This window comes from Pedobacter sp. NJ-S-72, from assembly GCF_053890575.1.
On record NZ_CM132681.1, the window covers coordinates 860,486 to 877,137 of the forward strand.

17 protein-coding genes are annotated in these 16,652 nt (G+C 38.0%); 7 read left to right on the forward strand and 10 right to left on the reverse strand.

Going from position 1 to position 16,652, the window contains the following annotated elements; all coding sequences use genetic code 11:
* Window positions 1-105 precede the first annotated feature (105 nt).
* From ACWYN3_RS05675 to ACWYN3_RS05700, 6 genes are all read right to left on the reverse strand, one after another.
* Complete coding sequence (locus tag ACWYN3_RS05675; RefSeq protein ID WP_456220268.1) at window positions 106-1,485, reverse strand: outer membrane beta-barrel family protein; 1,380 nt, start codon at window positions 1,483-1,485, stop codon at window positions 106-108.
* Window positions 1,482-1,937 carry a hypothetical protein gene (locus ACWYN3_RS05680; protein WP_456220269.1) on the reverse strand — a complete coding sequence of 152 codons (456 nt, stop codon included), beginning with the start codon at window positions 1,935-1,937 and terminating at the stop codon, window positions 1,482-1,484. Before ACWYN3_RS05680 ends, ACWYN3_RS05675 begins: the two co-directional genes overlap by 4 nt.
* Window positions 1,934-2,485, reverse strand: coding sequence for a carboxypeptidase-like regulatory domain-containing protein (locus ACWYN3_RS05685; RefSeq protein ID WP_456220270.1), 552 nt, complete (start codon window positions 2,483-2,485; stop codon window positions 1,934-1,936). The genes ACWYN3_RS05680 and ACWYN3_RS05685 overlap by 4 nt, the downstream gene beginning before the upstream one ends.
* 84 nt (window positions 2,486-2,569) lie before the next feature.
* Window positions 2,570-2,902: a helix-turn-helix domain-containing protein gene (locus ACWYN3_RS05690; protein ID WP_456220271.1), complete on the reverse strand. Its 333-nt coding sequence runs from the start codon at window positions 2,900-2,902 to the stop codon at window positions 2,570-2,572.
* Window positions 2,903-3,017: 115 nt separating this feature from the next.
* Entirely contained in the window at window positions 3,018-3,470 is a 453-nt protein-coding gene (locus tag ACWYN3_RS05695) for a hypothetical protein (protein WP_456220272.1), read from the reverse strand.
* A gap of 276 nt (window positions 3,471-3,746) precedes the next feature.
* On the reverse strand, window positions 3,747-4,406 hold the full coding sequence (locus ACWYN3_RS05700) for a DUF6266 family protein (protein ID WP_456220273.1): 660 nt from the start codon (window positions 4,404-4,406) through the stop codon (window positions 3,747-3,749).
* A gap of 479 nt (window positions 4,407-4,885) precedes the next feature.
* Between ACWYN3_RS05700 and ACWYN3_RS05705 the strand changes: the two genes are divergently transcribed.
* Window positions 4,886-7,018: an outer membrane beta-barrel protein gene (locus tag ACWYN3_RS05705; RefSeq protein ID WP_456220274.1), complete on the forward strand. Its 2,133-nt coding sequence runs from the start codon at window positions 4,886-4,888 to the stop codon at window positions 7,016-7,018.
* A gap of 431 nt (window positions 7,019-7,449) precedes the next feature.
* On the opposite strand, the gene ACWYN3_RS05710 is transcribed toward ACWYN3_RS05705, so the two are convergent.
* Window positions 7,450-8,085, reverse strand: a complete 636-nt coding sequence (locus ACWYN3_RS05710) for a DUF3667 domain-containing protein (RefSeq protein ID WP_456220275.1) — start codon at window positions 8,083-8,085, stop codon at window positions 7,450-7,452.
* Window positions 8,086-8,544: 459 nt separating this feature from the next.
* Here ACWYN3_RS05710 and ACWYN3_RS05715 point away from each other — a divergent pair, with 459 nt between their 5' ends.
* The 6 genes from ACWYN3_RS05715 (at window position 8,545) to ACWYN3_RS05740 (ending at window position 14,980) form a co-directional block, all read left to right on the forward strand.
* Window positions 8,545-9,027: a MarR family winged helix-turn-helix transcriptional regulator gene (locus ACWYN3_RS05715; RefSeq protein ID WP_456220276.1), complete on the forward strand. Its 483-nt coding sequence runs from the start codon at window positions 8,545-8,547 to the stop codon at window positions 9,025-9,027.
* Between the two features lie 52 nt (window positions 9,028-9,079).
* A complete protein-coding gene (locus tag ACWYN3_RS05720; RefSeq protein ID WP_456220277.1) occupies window positions 9,080-10,366 on the forward strand; it encodes a S41 family peptidase in 1,287 nt (428 codons plus the stop codon).
* Between the two features lie 201 nt (window positions 10,367-10,567).
* On the forward strand, window positions 10,568-12,055 hold the full coding sequence (locus tag ACWYN3_RS05725) for a PEP/pyruvate-binding domain-containing protein (protein WP_456222898.1): 1,488 nt from the start codon (window positions 10,568-10,570) through the stop codon (window positions 12,053-12,055).
* 3 nt (window positions 12,056-12,058) lie between these two features.
* Complete coding sequence (locus ACWYN3_RS05730) at window positions 12,059-13,159, forward strand: PEP-utilizing enzyme (RefSeq protein ID WP_456220278.1); 1,101 nt, start codon at window positions 12,059-12,061, stop codon at window positions 13,157-13,159.
* Window positions 13,160-13,315: 156 nt separating this feature from the next.
* Window positions 13,316-13,951 carry an OmpW/AlkL family protein gene (locus ACWYN3_RS05735; RefSeq protein WP_456220279.1) on the forward strand — a complete coding sequence of 212 codons (636 nt, stop codon included), beginning with the start codon at window positions 13,316-13,318 and terminating at the stop codon, window positions 13,949-13,951.
* Window positions 13,952-14,068: 117 nt separating this feature from the next.
* Window positions 14,069-14,980, forward strand: coding sequence for an SDR family oxidoreductase (locus ACWYN3_RS05740; RefSeq protein WP_456220280.1), 912 nt, complete (start codon window positions 14,069-14,071; stop codon window positions 14,978-14,980).
* A 5-nt stretch (window positions 14,981-14,985) separates the two neighbouring features.
* Here ACWYN3_RS05740 and ACWYN3_RS05745 read toward each other — a convergent pair whose 3' ends face one another.
* From ACWYN3_RS05745 to ACWYN3_RS05755, 3 genes are read right to left on the reverse strand one after another with little or no spacing between them, the layout of a single operon-like run.
* A complete protein-coding gene (locus tag ACWYN3_RS05745; protein ID WP_456220281.1) occupies window positions 14,986-16,059 on the reverse strand; it encodes a serine hydrolase in 1,074 nt (357 codons plus the stop codon).
* Window positions 16,038-16,382, reverse strand: a complete 345-nt coding sequence (locus ACWYN3_RS05750) for a serine hydrolase domain-containing protein (protein WP_456220282.1) — start codon at window positions 16,380-16,382, stop codon at window positions 16,038-16,040. Before ACWYN3_RS05750 ends, ACWYN3_RS05745 begins: the two co-directional genes overlap by 22 nt.
* Window positions 16,379-16,558: a hypothetical protein gene (locus tag ACWYN3_RS05755; RefSeq protein WP_456220283.1), complete on the reverse strand. Its 180-nt coding sequence runs from the start codon at window positions 16,556-16,558 to the stop codon at window positions 16,379-16,381. Before ACWYN3_RS05755 ends, ACWYN3_RS05750 begins: the two co-directional genes overlap by 4 nt.
* Window positions 16,559-16,652 lie beyond the last annotated feature (94 nt).

The window sequence follows — 16,652 nt, forward strand, 5'->3', positions numbered from 1 at the left end:
TTTTGTCACTATAGATATTTTGCTTATGGTGCATAAACTAATCAAATTTTAAATATATCCAATTTTATACTCAGGATAGTGATACTTGAATATTTTATCAGCTTATTAACGGTTAACCCTATTCTCTTCTTCACTTTTTTTATCTTCTTTAGCCTTATAAGTTGATCGCCCAAAATTATAAGTAAGACTAAAAACAAGGCGCCTTGTACCATTGTCATGGTAAAAATCATTATCAATAATCTTCTTCTCTCTAAAAATAAGTCTTTGTCGCCCTTTATTAAACACATCCTGTACAGACAATTTGGAACTGAGCCTGCTATTTAACCATGACCTCTGCAAGCCAAGATCAAAAGTATAGACAGGAGCAATGATGTAAAGACTGTTGCCGCCTCTGGATTGATAATAATAGCTAAGGTCAACAAGCCATTTCCTTAAGGTGAAGACCTGACTGCCATTCAATATATAGTTAAAGACAGGTATCTTGTAAGTCTGACCTAAATAGGGCATAAGCTCCCTGTTGTAATATAACCCCAGGCTGTTGTTCATTCGCCACCACTCATTAATAGTAATCGGTGAACTCGCCACAATATTTGCAAAACCCCTGTAAAGCGAATTAGTACCCATATAAGCAAGTATATTAGTGACCGGGTCATATTCCGGGTAGCGTACCATTGGGTCATTTTCACGTCCTGCATTGATTGATATATTTAAAGCTTTTTTACTGTAAGACAGGGAGAAAAGGTTAGTTGTTGAAGGCTGGAGATAAGGATTTCCGATCCAGTAATTGCGCGGGCTGAAGTAGAAACGGAAAGGGTTCAGTGCATTGAATGTCGGTCTGGTTAGTCTTCTGCTATAACTGAAGCTAACCTGTTGATCCTTTGCGACTTCATAAGTCAGGCTGGCACTGGGCAGCCATTTCAGATAACTTCTTTCAGTTAAGGTACCTTCCGTAATCGAATTTGCCAGAGTACGTGTATGTTCTGCTCTAAGACTGAGGCTATAAGAGAATTTTCCAGAAAACTTTAAATAAGATAAGTAACCAGCAGCAATATATTCCTGATAGTTGAAGAGATTGCTGCGTTTAGGATCGAGGTTAAAGGATTCGTTCCCAAGCGTATCATAACGTAAATTATTAGCAGTAGACGTATAAGCGTATTTACCTCCCAGTTCCAGTTTTCCAGAATTCAGATCCTGAATATAATCTGCCTGTGCGGAACGGATCACGATATTGTTCCTGGATTTGGTTTTCCAATAGTTCACAAGCACATTACTGAGTTGATTAGTATTTTGGATGTCTTCGGTCTGGCGGTTATCGATCTGTGCTATTGCAGTGAGAATATGGAATTCTCTGGTTTTGAACTGTGCATCATAATTAATTCCACCTGAGTAGTTATGCTGCTTTGGAAAGCCATTGTTGTTGCTTTGCAGGATAGATAAGGTGTTGTTCAAATCATTAGTTTTAGTGGTCAGCAGATTGCCAATCATTGCATTTCTGTTAATCTGATAAGTCGAAGAAATGCTTCCAGGCTTTGTCCCTTTTTAGGTTCAAAGGCTATTCGTGCCTGAATATTATAGTTTTTCTGAGCAGTAATAGTGCGGGTATCGGTAATCATGGCATTGGTATTGGCCAGATACTGTAATGCATGGTACTTATAATAGGTACTGCCTATAGTTTGGCCAAGACTTAACCCATAAAGGAATCGCTCAGTTTTATAACCCAGTGCCAGATTATTGTCAAGCAAGCTGTTGTTATTCTGCTGGAAACGCAGGTTATAGGTGCCTTTTAACCCCATAGATTGGCTGCGTTTTAGTTTGACATCAATGATTCCCTTGTATTGGCCATCATACTTGGAAGAAGGCTGGCTGATCATTTCGATAGATTCCACCATGTCCGGCGAAAGGCTGTTCAGGTAAGTTTGAATCTCATCTCCATTCATATTGACTGGTCTGCCATCCACGAAAAGTGTTGGGCTCGAACCATTTCCAAGCAGCATTGTTCCATCCGGGTTACCTGTAGCCCCGGAAGCTTTCTGAACACATCCATCAGGTTAGCTGTAGATTTAAAGAAGGTATTACCAGCAATACCAATATTGATCTGGCCATTTCTGGTGGCAAAAGCGGGTGTCCCTCCATTAATAGTTACAGTTTGTAATAAGTTGGGATCTTCGGTCATGCCCATATTCCCAAGGTCCATTACCTTCATACTATCTGCGTTAATGGTAAATTTCATCTGGATTTTTTGATATCCTATCAGGCTGGCTGTTAATGTGTATCTGCCATTTGGAATTTGCCTGAATTCGAAATTTCCCGATGTATCGGTACTTAAGTATCTGATGCCGGATGGATTGACTTGTCCGGCAAGTGCAAGGTTCGCAAAAGGAATACTCTGGCTGGTTCCGGCATCGGAAATTCTGCCTTTAATAACCTGAGCCTTTGAGGTCAGCGTTATCAATAAACAGAGGTATAACAGGAATGTGGTTCTCATCTTCTGGATAATTTTTAATAATATCCAAAACTAGCAGAGAAGATAATTGAGGGGGAGGGGAAACTGAGATTTCGGAGTTCGGATTTATAAATCCGTACAGATTTGAGTACTTGGGGCAGCTTCCAGTTGTTCTCTGTAAAGCGTTGGTGTGGTACCTTTATGCTTTTTGAATGCTTCGTAGAAAGTAGATTTCGAGTTGAAGCCAACTTCATAACCAATCTCCTCCAGCTTGATGGACTTGTTGTCAGCAATCAAACAACATGCCTCATTAATGCGGAATTCATTGACATAGCCAGCAAAGTTTTTGCCCATATTATCGTTGAGCAATTGGGAAAGCTGGTGTCCGGAGATATTGATTATTTTGGCAAGGTCATTCAGTTTAAGGTCTGCGTTTTTATAGAGCCGTTGCTCCATCATGAGTTGCTGGAGCTTTGCGCTCAAGCTAATCACCCGGTGGTCGGTGATTTTTTTATTCGCATACCGTTCCAGTTCTTCATTGCCACCAAGAAATGTAGTGCCAGACTTTTGTCCGTTAACAAAAAAAAAGTGGGATATTCAGGTAAAGCAGGAGAGAGAAGAAAACTGCGCCACTGATGTATACACCACCCGAAGAAGTCATGAAGACGATCATATAGGTGATCAGGATAATCGTATTTCCGGCAAAAATTGATAGTATCGGTTTTTCGTGGGAGGAAAGCGTTTCACCCGGTGAAAAGAGTTTGGCAATCATATCCCTCATCAGCCACCCGGTCAGTATAAAATAAGCCGCCCATTGCCCATAAATAATATGTACAATATAATGGTTCCAATCCCACGGATGGGTTTGATAAGGAACAATCACACCAATAGTCACGATAGCGGCAATCCATGTGATGTAAGTATATTTCCAGCTGGCCGGAGTCTTTTGGATATTCTTTAGGGCAGCCTTAGTAAAATAATAAAGGGACGGCCCGATTAAAAAACAACCCGAAAGACCGATCTGCAAGTAGATCCGTGGAATATCCGGATGAAAATAAGATAGGGTTTCTTACTTACCGATCCTTAAGCTTAGTGCAAGCAGCAGCAGCCCTAAAAAATAGGATGCTGACGATTTTAACTTCTTGAAGAACAGTAGGTATAAACTGAGTGCAAAGCCATTGAATGCACCAAGGGCACTAAAAAAAAAAAAAATAAGATTTGCTGGCCTATGCTCATCTAGTAAAAATAATAATATTATACCTTTATTAGCATATTAAATGCTCCGTAAATCAAATTTAATACACTACTGATTTATAAAACTCCCACAATATACACTTTTGGAAACCTCATCACTCATGACATCTTTAAAGGCTATAAATACTTCATAAGTTCTATCGTACGTTTCAATAGGAATAGAATCGAGACAGAAAGTATCTTTTAATTCGTCTCTGCGTGCACCACTGTAATTGGCATGGAAATGTTTATAATCCCTATTATATAACAGGATAATTACCCTGTCGTTTGGAGAGCCGATACCTGTTTGATCTTTGCTCCAGGTGAAATTAAAAGTGTTGTTTGCTAGTGTAACCGTTACATTTTCAGGTTTGACCAGCTCTCCGTCTGCAACCAATATCTTATCCCAGTTGATCTCTTGCTCAGGAAATTCTCCTTTAATGGCATTTTTCATGTTGACAGACTTAGCAGCATTGTGCGCAGACATATCCTGACCTGCAACTATTTGCTTGAAACCTACCTGAAGAAAAGGGGCAACCACATTTAAAAATGGACTCAATACTTTCATTTTATTGGCCTGAGCTTGCTGCGGGACAGTTCTGACTGCTTTTTTACGGCCTTTTTTTGGTTTAGACCTTGCGCAAACCTTATTCTTCCATTGATAAATCACAATGTTTCCGATTTTTCCTCTGATACCTGCTAATACGGTGCCTTCTTGTAAAATTGCCATAATTATATCTGGTTTTTGGTATTACCAATATAGTTAAAACAATAACAATAAGTGTCGTTTTAAATTTTTATTTGAAAAATAATTTACAACAAGTTTAATGTTTGTTCGGTAAAAATTGAATGATGATGCCTTTAGTGCCTGTGAATGGTCTCTGAATGATGTCTGAACAAGGTGGTTTCAACGTGCTTGTTCTCAGTTAGTTGTAGCTGTCTGGTTTGAAGTGTTTTTTGCCATTTAATCAACTGTTTTCAGAGCGGTTTTGGGGATGCTTCTATTTGAATTATATCTGCTTCTATTTTCTTTCAAGTGATATAATCTGTTGTTTGTAAAATTCTATTAACTTACGGTTCAATAGAACATATAATATCAAAACACGCTAATTCATGATAAATTCTAACCTGAAACGAACCTGTTTATTCATCTTTTTTCTAACATGTTTCTTCTCAGAGGGTTTTGGCCAAATCAATTCCAATATCACTTTGAGAGGAATCATTAATAGTGTGAATAACGAGGCTATTGACGGTGCAACTTTGTTTTTAAAGGATGGTCATATCGGACAAGTAGTTAAACAGGGACTGAGCAGTAAGGACGGAACATTTTCTTTTGCTGCCGTTGCAGGGAGCTATGTCGTTTCAGTAAGTTATTTAGGTTCGCTCTCTTATCAGAGTGATCTGTTGAAATTATCGGGCGATATGGATTTAGGCATTATTAAAATTGAAACAACTGCCCGTAGTTTAAAAGAGGTTGTTATTCAGAGCTCCAGCAACAAGCCTCTTGTTAAAATTGAAGGTAGAAAAATGATTTATAATGTCCAGAAAAGCATAGCCGTACAAGGCGTTAGTGCATTAGAGGCACTAAAAAGGACTCCAGGTATCCTAGTGAACCAGGATAATTCAATTACGCTGAATGGAGCAAGCGGTGCGCTGGTCATGATCAATGGCAGGCAAACCTATTTACAGGCGGCAGAGCTGGCACAACTGCTGAAATCTATGTCTGCCTCTGACTTAAAATCTATTGAAGTTATTAAAACCCCATCTGCCGAATATGATGCTTCCGGTACTGGCGGTATTGTTAATCTTGTGCTTCAAAAGTCAATTGCAGAGGGTTTCAATGGCAGTATTAACAATGGAATCGCTTATGGTCTCACACTTAAGCAAAATACCAATCTGAATCTTAACTATCGAAAAGGAAAAGTTAATCTGTTTGGAAGTTACAATCATAATTTTGGACATTATGCTATGGACTATGATAATGACAGGACAACAAATGGAAAGATTTATCTGAACGCGAATCATGATGTAGATAAACGCCACAGTATGGGATCAACTTTGGGTGCAGATTATGCCATCGATACTACCAAAACGATTGGAGTTGTAATGAATGGCAATTTTTCAAGTGGGGGTGGTTTGATTACCCCGATGACAAATATCTATGATCAGCCAACAGGCAAGCTCTTGCAGACGTTAAAAAGCCAGAGCAGCTATCCTGATCAGAGGGCTAACAGGTATAATGCCAATCTGAATTACCGGTATAAAAGTAACAATAATAAAACACTGGATATAGATGCGGACTATGGGATCTTTGATGCAGCTACAAAAAATCTGAGCACGAATACTTTTTATTCACCCAGTGGTGAGTTTCAGTCTTCTAACAATTTCCTTGTCGCCAATAGCAGAGCTATTAAAATGTATGCAGTTAAAGCTGATTATGGCTTCGCGATTGGGAAGGGCAGGATGGTAACAGGTGCAAAATTCTCTGATATAAATGCTGATAATGTATTTAATCAGTATGATGCGAATGGCAGTGTTCCTATACTTGATATCAACCTATCGAATACCTTCAAATATCAGGAACAAATAACAGCAGGGTATTTGAAATATGAGACCGCGATTAATGATGAACTCAACTTCGATGTCGGGGTAAGGTTGGAAAATACACATTCCAGAGGAGACCTACAGCCAAGGGAAGGTAGTAGTCAGTCACCAGAATTAGTAGTTAGAAATTATTTGAATATCTTTCCAACGGCTGCGATCACTTATAAAACCAGGCAATCTGGTACTTATAATTTAAGTTTTGCCCGCCGCATTGACCGCCCTGCCTATAATGATCTGAATCCATTTTCATATCCTGTAGATGAACTCTCTTATTGGAAAGGAAATCCATTTCTTCAACCTCAATATGCGAATACGATAGCCCTGCAATATAGCTTGAAAAGTACAACGATATCAGTAAGTTATACACGTACAAGCGATCTAAGTAATGGGATAACAGAGGTTTTGGAGGGAAACAGGATTATTATGGTTCCCAGAAATATTGGGTTTCAGAATAATCTTAATCTGACGATTACACAGCAGATCACCCTGGCTAAATGGTGGGAAATGAGCCTGACTGGTATAGGGTATCGATTGGAAAATAAAGTTGGAACCACGGAATATGGAAATTATAGCCGCAGGCGTTTTGCAGGTACAATTAATATCCAGCAAAGCTTTAAGCTGCCAGGAGATATTACTGCTGAGGCTGTAGGTGTAATTAACTCGAAAAATATAAGTGGTTTAAATACTTATATAAAAAGTAACTCGCAGATCGACCTTGGTTTGCAAAAAAGAATTTAATGAATGATAAAACACTGAGATTAGCTGTTTCTGATATTTTGAGGACAAACAAAATAAATACAGACACGCAACTGAATAATTTACTGCTACATACAACGTATGCAGGGGAGACCCGTCAGATACGACTAAATTTCACCTATCGGTTTGGGAATAATAAGATCAAAACAAAAGATAGCCGCGAGTCGGGATTGCAAAATGAATCGCAACGATTATAATTAGTAATATTAAATTATACTTTAAAAAAAAATAGTTGACCTCCCCCCGAAAAACCAGACTACTGAAAAATCGAAAAAATCCGGGCAGTCTTTTTAATAAAAATGGGTGTAGATAGAAATGTAAGTTTATAACTTATGATTTGATTAAAAAATCGATCAGAACACCTATAAGTATTGCTGATATAGAAAATGTAATCATACCTAATAGATAGGCCGTCATTGCTTTAAAGTAGTTTGCCGCTTTATTTTTATCAAAAAATTGTCCAATTGCCCAGACACAATATAGTTAGCTATCACTCCGGAAATTTTCATCAGATTTATTTTTGTCAATCCCTCAAGAATTGCAAAAACAGAAAATATCAGCATTCCCATTCCCATCACGAAACATAATAGAATTAATAATTCAAAAAAATTGTACTCGTACTTTTTGAAAAATAGTTTTAGCCAAAAGGCAATAAATACGCCCATTATAATATTTCCATACCCATAATGATTTTGGATCCAATTGAAAATTAAAGTCGTTGTAGAATTTTCAGAACTCTCATAATTAACATAGCCTTGTTCAATATGAAAGAAGTGACTTATTAACGTGTAGATTAATGAAGCTACGATTATAAATATAATTGGTTTTACAAGTTTGCTTCTGTCTTTGTCGATAAATTCTCTTACGTTTTGTCCGGGTCTGATTACCAACTCTTTTATAGTTAACAGGATGCCTTTTTCAAAATGTAAGACGTGTTCAATTTCATGCTTAACGTAATGACCATCAATTCTTTTTATTTTTGCAGGCTGTCCACAATTGGAACAGTATTTTCCTGTTAATTCATTAGTACAGTAGATACAATTAGTCATTTTTTTTTGATTTCTGAGGCGTTTTTTTTTTTAGTTATAGTAGCATGTAGTGTTTTTGGGATTTTCGAAATTTTAAATTTTCCTGCAACATTGATTTGCTTCGCTAAATATATTGAAAAATTACTAAGTCCGCATAAGGCTTGTCGCGATAAAAGGTGATTTATTTAACGTAATTTAGTAGATGACTGGTTATTGTGTTCTTACTGCGTACAAAATGTAGCCGCTTTTCTGGTTAGTAATAGTCAGGTTACGGTTAGCAATGATCAGCACACCATTCAATTTACTCCAATAAAACCAAACACCAGATTTATGCTATTGCTGGAGGAAATTATAGCCGGTACGTGCTATCAATGATGATTAATAAATAGTACCAGTTACGTCCCTGCATTTGGCTGCTAATTATTGTGTTCAAAGGCTCAGAATTAAAAGAATAAGCTAAGCTATTGTTTTTTTTTATGTTTGATATATCAACTATATTCGTATCAAATAAATTTATATGACTCCAAAAAAAAAAACCCAACCGGAACTGTACTTTATACCATAGAACAGACCATTAAAGAGTATAGGAAAATTTGTCAAAAAAATATAGGAAGGATTGTAAGTGATATTACAGTTGACCAGTGTTTAGTCCTTATAATTCTTAATGAAAACTCTGATTTTTCCCAGAAGGAAATAGCAGAACTGGTCTTTAAAGACAATGCATCAGTTACAAGGATCATTGAGCTCATGGTAAAAAATCATTATCTGACAAGAGATGTGCATGAATCAGACAGAAGAAAATTCAATCTTAAGATCACAGAAAAAGGAAAAACAACAATTGACTTACTGACTCCTGTAATTAAGCAGAACCGCAAAACTGCTCTCGATGGATTATCTGCCAATGAAATTGAGTTACTTGATAAAATCCTTTGTAAAATAATCTCAAATTGTAGAATCTCATAGAATGAAAAGGATTATTATTATAACTTTAATATTATTGTTAGCATCAATTTCTGTGTACTCACAGAAAGAACCGGCTAAACAAGCAGAAAATGTTCTTAATGAATCAGACAAAAAAGAAATTATCGACTCGATTACTAAGAAACTGGAAGAGTTTTATATCAGACCAAATTCTATAGGGAAAATAAAGAAGGGGTTCGATGAAAATTATAAAAAAGGGATCTATAAAAATATATCTATTCCAAATGAATTTGCGTCTAAGCTCACAACAGATCTTTTAGAAATCAGCAAAGATTTGCATTTCAATGTAATATATGACAAGCAGTGGGTAGATAATCAGCAAAAAAGTAAAGATCAGGGAGTGCAGAAAGGAATTAAAGCACAAGAATTAGTTGAGGCAAAGAGAAAGAACTTTGGTTTTCAGCAAGCCCGCATATTGGAGGGTAATATTGGTTATTTAGAATTTAATTATTTTCATGATCCTGCTGAAGGAAGTGAAACTGCAGCATCAATAATGCAATTTTTAAGTAATACAGATGCTTTAATTATAGATCTGCGTAAAAATAATGGAGGAGCAATGGAGATGGGGCAATTTATCAGCAGTTATCTTTTTTCGGGCAAGGACCTGCCTCTCTATAAATATTACTACTATGAAAGTGGCAGAAAAAAAATTGATCGGGAAATGTGGCTGCTACCCTCTGTGCCGGGTAAACGATTAGATAAGATTGATGTTTATATATTAACAAGTGGCGCCACTTTTTCTGCTGCTGAATGGATGAGTTATTCTCTTCAAAACCTGAAACGGGTTACGATTGTAGGTGAACAAACGGCAGGTGGGGCTCATCCAGTTGATCGAAAAATATTAACGCGGGGGTTTTGTATAAATATACCTATTGGAGAAGTGAAAGATCCGATTACGAAAATAGATTTTGAAGGACGCGGGGTCACTCCAGATGTCTTATGTAAAAGCGAGGAGGCAGTAAATATCGCTCATGTCTTAGCTTTGCAAAAACTGTCTATGAAAAATAAGGATTCATTAAATGGTATTGATTGGATTATTCCTGTTGTGAAGAACAGACAAAAACCTGCTATTATAGATAGTACAATTTTAAAATCGTACCAGGGTAAATATGGGAAAGGTGAACTGCTATACGAAAATCATAATCTGTATTACAAATGGAACAAGGCTGTCAGCTTTTTACTTACTCCTTTGCAAAAAGATTTATTTCTCCTTGATGGAATTGACGATTTCCGGATTAAAGTAATTTCAGAGAAAAACTCAGTAATAGGGATTAAACGAATGTATCAGAATGGACAAGAAAGAATGGCTCTGAAAGAATAATTTCAGTTGCGTTGTTTGTATGTATAACGTCCTTGTTTCCAGCATTATTGTGCGTAGAAAAATATAGTTAAAAAACGATGTTTTGATACGTTATAACTTATATTTTTGGCTTTAGACATCTAAAAAAAGCCATCTTATGACACCTGAAAACAAACTAAATACAGTAAAAAAAACACACACTTTATATATAGTTTTCAGGAGATCGGCAGATCAGATTTACTTGCCGCAGGAGGTAAGGGTGCTAATCTGGGTGAACTATCCAGGATCAATGGGATACAAGTGCCGGATGGCTTTTGCGTGACTACAGAAGCTTATAAAAAGATAACTAAACATAATCAGGAACTTAGTAGCTTGTTGGATAAATTGACAGGTTTTAAAGCTGAAGATAGGGCAGGTATTAGCGAAATCAGCGCAAAAATCCGTATGATCATTGAGCGCATTCCTATTTCTAAAGACATCGCAAAAGAGATTGTTGATTATCTCACAAAGTTCGGTGAAAAACATGCTTTTGCTGTACGGTCAAGTGCTACTGCGGAAGACTTGCCCAGCGCATCCTTTGCAGGTCAGCAGGACACGTATTTGAACATTATAGGAAAAGAAGGAATTCTAAAGTATATCAGTAAATGCTGGGCTTCACTATTTACCGAGAGGGCAGTAGTTTACCGTATTCAAAATGGCTTCGACCATCGTAAAGTCCAACTATCTGTAGTGGTTCAGCAAATGGTTTTTGCGGAGGCGGCAGGGATCTTGTTTACCGCTGATCCGGTCACTTCTAATAGAAAAGTACTATCTATTGATGCTAGCTTCGGCCTTGGTGAGGCCATGGTTTCCGGTCTGGTAAATACTGATCTGTATAAAGTGCTTAAAGGCAAGGTTATCGATAAGAAGATATCCACCAAGAAATTAGCTATTTATGCTTTAAAAGACGGTGGTACCAAAGAACAGGAGATTGAACCCGAGAATCAGAATAAGCAAGTGTTGACGGACAGGCAGATTTTACAAATGGAGCAGATAGGCAGAAAGATTGAAGAACATTTTGGTAGTCCGCAGGACATTGAATGGTGTTTGGCAAATGATAAGTTTTATATTGTCCAGAGCAGGCCAATTACTGCATTATATCCGATCCCGAAAAAGGATGATCAGGAAAACCACGTCTATGTCTCTGTGGGGCATCAACAAATGATGATGACCGATGCCATGAAACCATTGGGAATATCATTATGGCAGTTAACTGCTGCCCGGCCTATGTTTAAAGCCGGCGGAAGGTTATTTGTGGATATCGCAAAAAACCTGGCTTCACCTGCTGGCAGAAAACTGATCATAGATCTGGTCGGTGAACATGACCCGCTCATCAAAGACGCATTAATAGCCATCATTGCACGAGAAGATTTTATAAAACCAGTACCTGAAGACAAAGAAGAATTTAGCCCGATTAAAAGCAGTATAGGTAAATCGACCGCAGATATTTTAGCTCAGATCAAAGATGATCCAGCGATCGTTTCTGAGCTGATCAAGCATAATGAGACATTAATAGCAGAGTTGAAACATAACATTCAAACAAAGTCGGGCCCGGACTTATTTGATTTTATCCTGGAAGATGGCCAGCAGTCCAAAATGAGCTTGTTTGCCCCGCAAAATATGAGTGCAATTATAGCTTCTATGGATGCTTTATCATGGATCAATAGATGAAACATGAAGGATTGGTTAGGTGAAAAAAATGCAGCAGATACACTTGCCCAATCAGTACCTAACAATATTACTTCAGAAATGGGGTTGGAGTTATTGGATGTTGCAGATGTGATTCGTCCTTACCCGGAAATTATTGAATATTTAGAAGATGTAAAAGATGATGATTTTCTGGATGATCTGGCTAAGTTTGATGGTGGAAAGGAAACCCGGGACGCTATTTATGCTTATCTGGACAAATATGGAATGCGATGTGCAGGAGAGATAGACATTACTAAAACGCGTTGGAGTGAAAAACCGGCTATACTTGTTCCGATGATTCTCAGTAACATCAAAAATCATAAACCTGGTGCCAGCAATCAGAAATTTGAGCAAGGGAGACAGGAGGCTTTGAAAAAGGAAGAAGAATTATTAGATCGATTAAAGCAATTATCTGATGGTGAACAAAAAGCCTGGGAGACCAAACAAATGATCAGTCTGCTCAGGAATTTCGCCGGTTATCGGGAATATCCGAAATACGGGATAGTTAACCGCTTCTTTGTTTATAAACTTGCTTTATTGAAAGAGGCCGGACGCCTGGTACAAGCTGGTATTATTCAGGACAAGGAAGATGTCTACTATCTGACCTTTGAAGAACTGCGCGAAGTTGTGCGCACAAATAAACTGGATTACCAGGTCATCAGCAAAGCAAAAGATGAACATAAATTATATGAAAAACTAAATCCGCCACGTGTGATCACGTCTGATGGTGAAATTATTACAGGTAAGTACAAACGAGAAAATCTTCCGGCTGGCGCAATAGTAGGTTTGGCTGTTTCTTCCGGAATTATAGAAGGACGGGCGCGTGTGATTTTAAACATGGAAGATGCTGATCTGGAAGAAGGAGATATATTAGTTACCTCTTTTACTGATCCCGGCTGGACAACATTGTTTGTATCCATAAAGGGGTTAGTGACCGAAGTTGGCGGGCTGATGACTCATGGAGCGGTTATCGCACGTGAATATGGTTTACCAGCAGTTGTAGGAGTGGAGAATGCGACCAGACTGATCAAAGATGGACAACAGATCCGGGTGAATGGAACGGATGGATATATAGAAATACTATAAATCTGTATGACATTCACCTGGTCTGTTAGTAGCTTTATTTTGTTGGCAAACAATCTCAAAGGAAGATATGATCAAGATCATAAGAAAAGCTATTCATGCTCATTTGAAGGTCGGTCAGTCGTGAATAGATTTGACCATAATTTAAATGATTTCATTATGAAAAAAGTATGGATACTAGCGCTTTTAGTAAGCGTGACATTGACAGGTTTTGCGCAGCAAAAAGGAGAGTGGCGCATACGGTTACGTGGAACAGTAGTTGCCCCTGATGCTAGTGCAGTTATCAGTACAATAGGCGGGTCGGCAGATATAAGTACAACGTTTATTCCTGAATTGGATTTTACTTATTTTTTAACTAAAAATTTCTCGGCAAATTTAATCCTGGCTACAACCCGTCATCAGATAACGGCGACAGAAACTGCTTTGGGGGATGTGAATGTTGGCAAAGTATGGCTATTACCACCAACTTTAACATTTTTGTACCATGTACCAGTTGCAAAAGGTATTTTACCATACTTAGGTGCCGGCATTAACTATACCATATTTTATGGTGCTAAAAATGGCCCTGCAATTGCTAAAACTAATTATGAAAATAAATTTGCTTTCGCTGCGCAGGTTGGTAGTGATTTTGATATTGGCAAAAACTTATTCCTGAATATTGATGTGAAGAAAATCTGGCTAAGAACAGATGCTACAGTAACTACCTTACCGGGCGTTGCCGGTGGTGCAACTGTAATTGCAAACACAAAAATAGATCCATGGCTATTTAGTTTTGGTGTGGGAAAAAGATTTTAGTATTGAACGTGCAGGAAAAGAGTTGTTAATTCTGGCTTTTGGCTACAACAATTAGTGATTTGGTTATTTTTTCAATTGCGTTGATCCTGAACTTTGTATCAGACAAAAAAAAAAATTATGAACATCGTACTTACAGGTTCCATTGGAAACATCGGAAAACCCCTTACCCGGGCTTTGATAAAAAAAGGTCATAACGTAACAGTCATCAGTAGTAATGCGGAGCGACAGCCAGCAATTGAAGCGCTCGGTGCTCAGGCTGCGATTGGATCGATGCAGGATGCTTCTTTTCTGACCAAAACTTTTCAAGACGCAGATATCGTATATGTCATGGAAACGCTCGATGCTGCTGGCGGTGATGTGTCTGATAAGGAAGTTGATTTTATTGGTGTCATTAGCCAGATTGGCGATAATTACAGGCAGGCTATCGAACAATCAGGGGTGAAAAAGGTAATTCATCTCAGCAGCATTGGCGCACACATGGATAAAGGTAATGGCTTTCTGGTATTTCATCATAATGTAGAGCATATATTGAAGCAGTTACCTGCTGATGTGTCCATTAAAACTTTGCGCCCGGTAGGCTTCTATACCAACATGCTTTCCTTCATTCCAACAATCAAAAACAAAGGTGCTATTATCTCAAACTACGGCGGTGATCAAAAGGAACCGTGGGTTTCTCCTCTGGACATTGCTGTGGTGATTGCAGAAGAAATCGAACAGCCTTTTGAGGGAAGAACTATCCGTTATGTCGCCAGTGACGAGGTATCACCTAATGAAATTGCTCAGGCACTTGGACTGGCGATCGGAAAGCCTGACTTGCAATGGAAGATCATTTCGGATGATCAGCTTTTAAACTCCTGGTTAAGTGTGGGGTTTAATCCTCAGATTGCTCAGGGATTTGTAGAAATGCAAGCCAATCAGGGCACTGGTAAATTGTATGAAGACTATTACCGCAATCAGCCAGTTTTAGGCAAAGTTAAACTGGCCGAATTTGCAAAAGACTTTGCCGCAGTTTACCAGCAGGAAGAATAAATTTATTATTCAGGGGCTTTAACCTGCTTAACGTCTTCCTCTTTGATAAATAAAAATGGTTTTGTTCCACTTTCAAACGGATTTTCAAAACCGTCGATATCACCGGATGAATTCATATGGAATTGCAGATTAATATCAGTATACCCTGTAGTGGTATCCACTCCTTTTTTAGGATCTTTCTTAAATAATTCAAAAATGTCATAATTCGAATGCCTTAACCAAAATTTGCGGACACTTGTCTTTGCAAATAGAGAATCATTCTCCATATAGACCTTCATAGTACCATAGGCGGGATGAGTATAGCTTCCTGCAAAATCCGCTAAAGGATGTGTGGAAGGATTATGCTGAGCTGCTATTGTTTTTTTGTTTTCCTTAGCACTGGCCAGGTCTGCTTTATCCTGGTCATTTTTAGTTTTAATATTCCAGTCCTGATACTTAAGGTTAAGTAGTCTGTCAGTGATTATATTTTTCACTATCATCGGAACCTTTGAACTATTCTGATTACTTAGTACGACAATGCCTAAGCTATCTGCTGGAAAAAAAGAAGAAATAGCCGAAAACCCATCAATATTACCACCATGTTCTACTCGGTAATGTCCCTTATAAGAATCCACAAACCAGCCGAATCCGTAGTTTCCGAAGTAGATGTCCGGAGATTCTTTCCCTGGTAAAGCCCCTTCAACAATAGCTTGTGAACTAATGGCCTGGTTGCGGAAGTCTTTAGGAATAATTTCTTTGCCTTCGTATTTTCCGTTATTGATCCAGGCGGTCATCCATTTCGCCATATCATACACATTACTATTAATAGAACCGGCAGGTGACATACCGTCAATATTGTAATAATCCAATTTGTCTAATGTATTATCCGGTTTCACTCCGTAACCGGCAGCAATCTCTCCACTTTTTAACAGCTCAGGTATGCTGGTATTTGAATGGGTCATTCCTAGTGGTATAAAAAGTTTCTCTTTAACATTGTCACTCCAGCTTTTACCCGTTAATTTCTGTATTAGAGCACCCTGCGCCATAAACATAAAGTTATTATATTGCCATTTTTCTCTTAATCCGGCATTGGGTTCCATATATATTTAATACGCTGTATAAGACTGTCTGTAGATGAAGTATTAAATAAATACCAGGACATATCAAATCTGGCCAGCCCTGTCCGGTGACTCATCATATCACGAAGATTAACCTGGCTGGTCATCGTCTCATTATAAAACTTTAATCCTGGGAGGTAATTAATTACAGGCTGGTCAATATTTATTTTCCCTTCTTTTTGCAACTTGCCAATCAATGTTGTCGTAAATGACTTTGTACAAGAGCCTATTGCAAATACTGTATTTGGCGTAACTGGCAGCTTGTTGGCTGCATCCCGGTAACCAAAACCTTTGGCATAAATCACTTTTTGTTTTTCTGTACAACAGCAACAGCAAAACCTGCTGCGTGCCAGGTTTTAAGCACTCGCTGGAAAGTAGTGTCTAACCCGTTAAAAAGGTTATCTGGCCTATCAACTGATTGCTGGGCTATGGCGTTTAACGATACTATTACTAGTAAAGTAGTAATAATTCTTAGTTTCATGGTGAGCTTAATTGAATAAACCTTATAAATATAAGATATACTTTATGGGATTTTTGTAGTTTGGAAAATAAAGTAAATGCCCAAAGTGTTTATT

Bases quoted from the DNA above. Each gene is read 5' to 3' on its own strand.
- ACWYN3_RS05755 (WP_456220283.1), bottom strand. From the start codon at position 16,558: ATGAAACTAAGAATTATTACTACTTTACTAGTAATAGTATCGTTAAAC.
- ACWYN3_RS05735 (WP_456220279.1), top strand. From the start codon at position 13,316: ATGAAAAAAGTATGGATACTAGCGCTTTTAGTAAGCGTGACATTGACA.
- ACWYN3_RS05680 (WP_456220269.1), bottom strand. From the start codon at position 1,937: ATGAATGGAGATGAGATTCAAACTTACCTGAACAGCCTTTCGCCGGAC.
- ACWYN3_RS05675 (WP_456220268.1), bottom strand. From the start codon at position 1,485: ATGATTGGCAATCTGCTGACCACTAAAACTAATGATTTGAACAACACC.
- ACWYN3_RS05685 (WP_456220270.1), bottom strand. From the start codon at position 2,485: ATGAGAACCACATTCCTGTTATACCTCTGTTTATTGATAACGCTGACC.
- ACWYN3_RS05700 (WP_456220273.1), bottom strand. From the start codon at position 4,406: ATGGCAATTTTACAAGAAGGCACCGTATTAGCAGGTATCAGAGGAAAA.
- ACWYN3_RS05740 (WP_456220280.1), top strand. From the start codon at position 14,069: ATGAACATCGTACTTACAGGTTCCATTGGAAACATCGGAAAACCCCTT.
- ACWYN3_RS05710 (WP_456220275.1), bottom strand. From the start codon at position 8,085: ATGACTAATTGTATCTACTGTACTAATGAATTAACAGGAAAATACTGT.
- ACWYN3_RS05730 (WP_456220278.1), top strand. From the start codon at position 12,059: ATGAAGGATTGGTTAGGTGAAAAAAATGCAGCAGATACACTTGCCCAA.
- ACWYN3_RS05745 (WP_456220281.1), bottom strand. From the start codon at position 16,059: ATGGAACCCAATGCCGGATTAAGAGAAAAATGGCAATATAATAACTTT.
- ACWYN3_RS05690 (WP_456220271.1), bottom strand. From the start codon at position 2,902: ATGATGGAGCAACGGCTCTATAAAAACGCAGACCTTAAACTGAATGAC.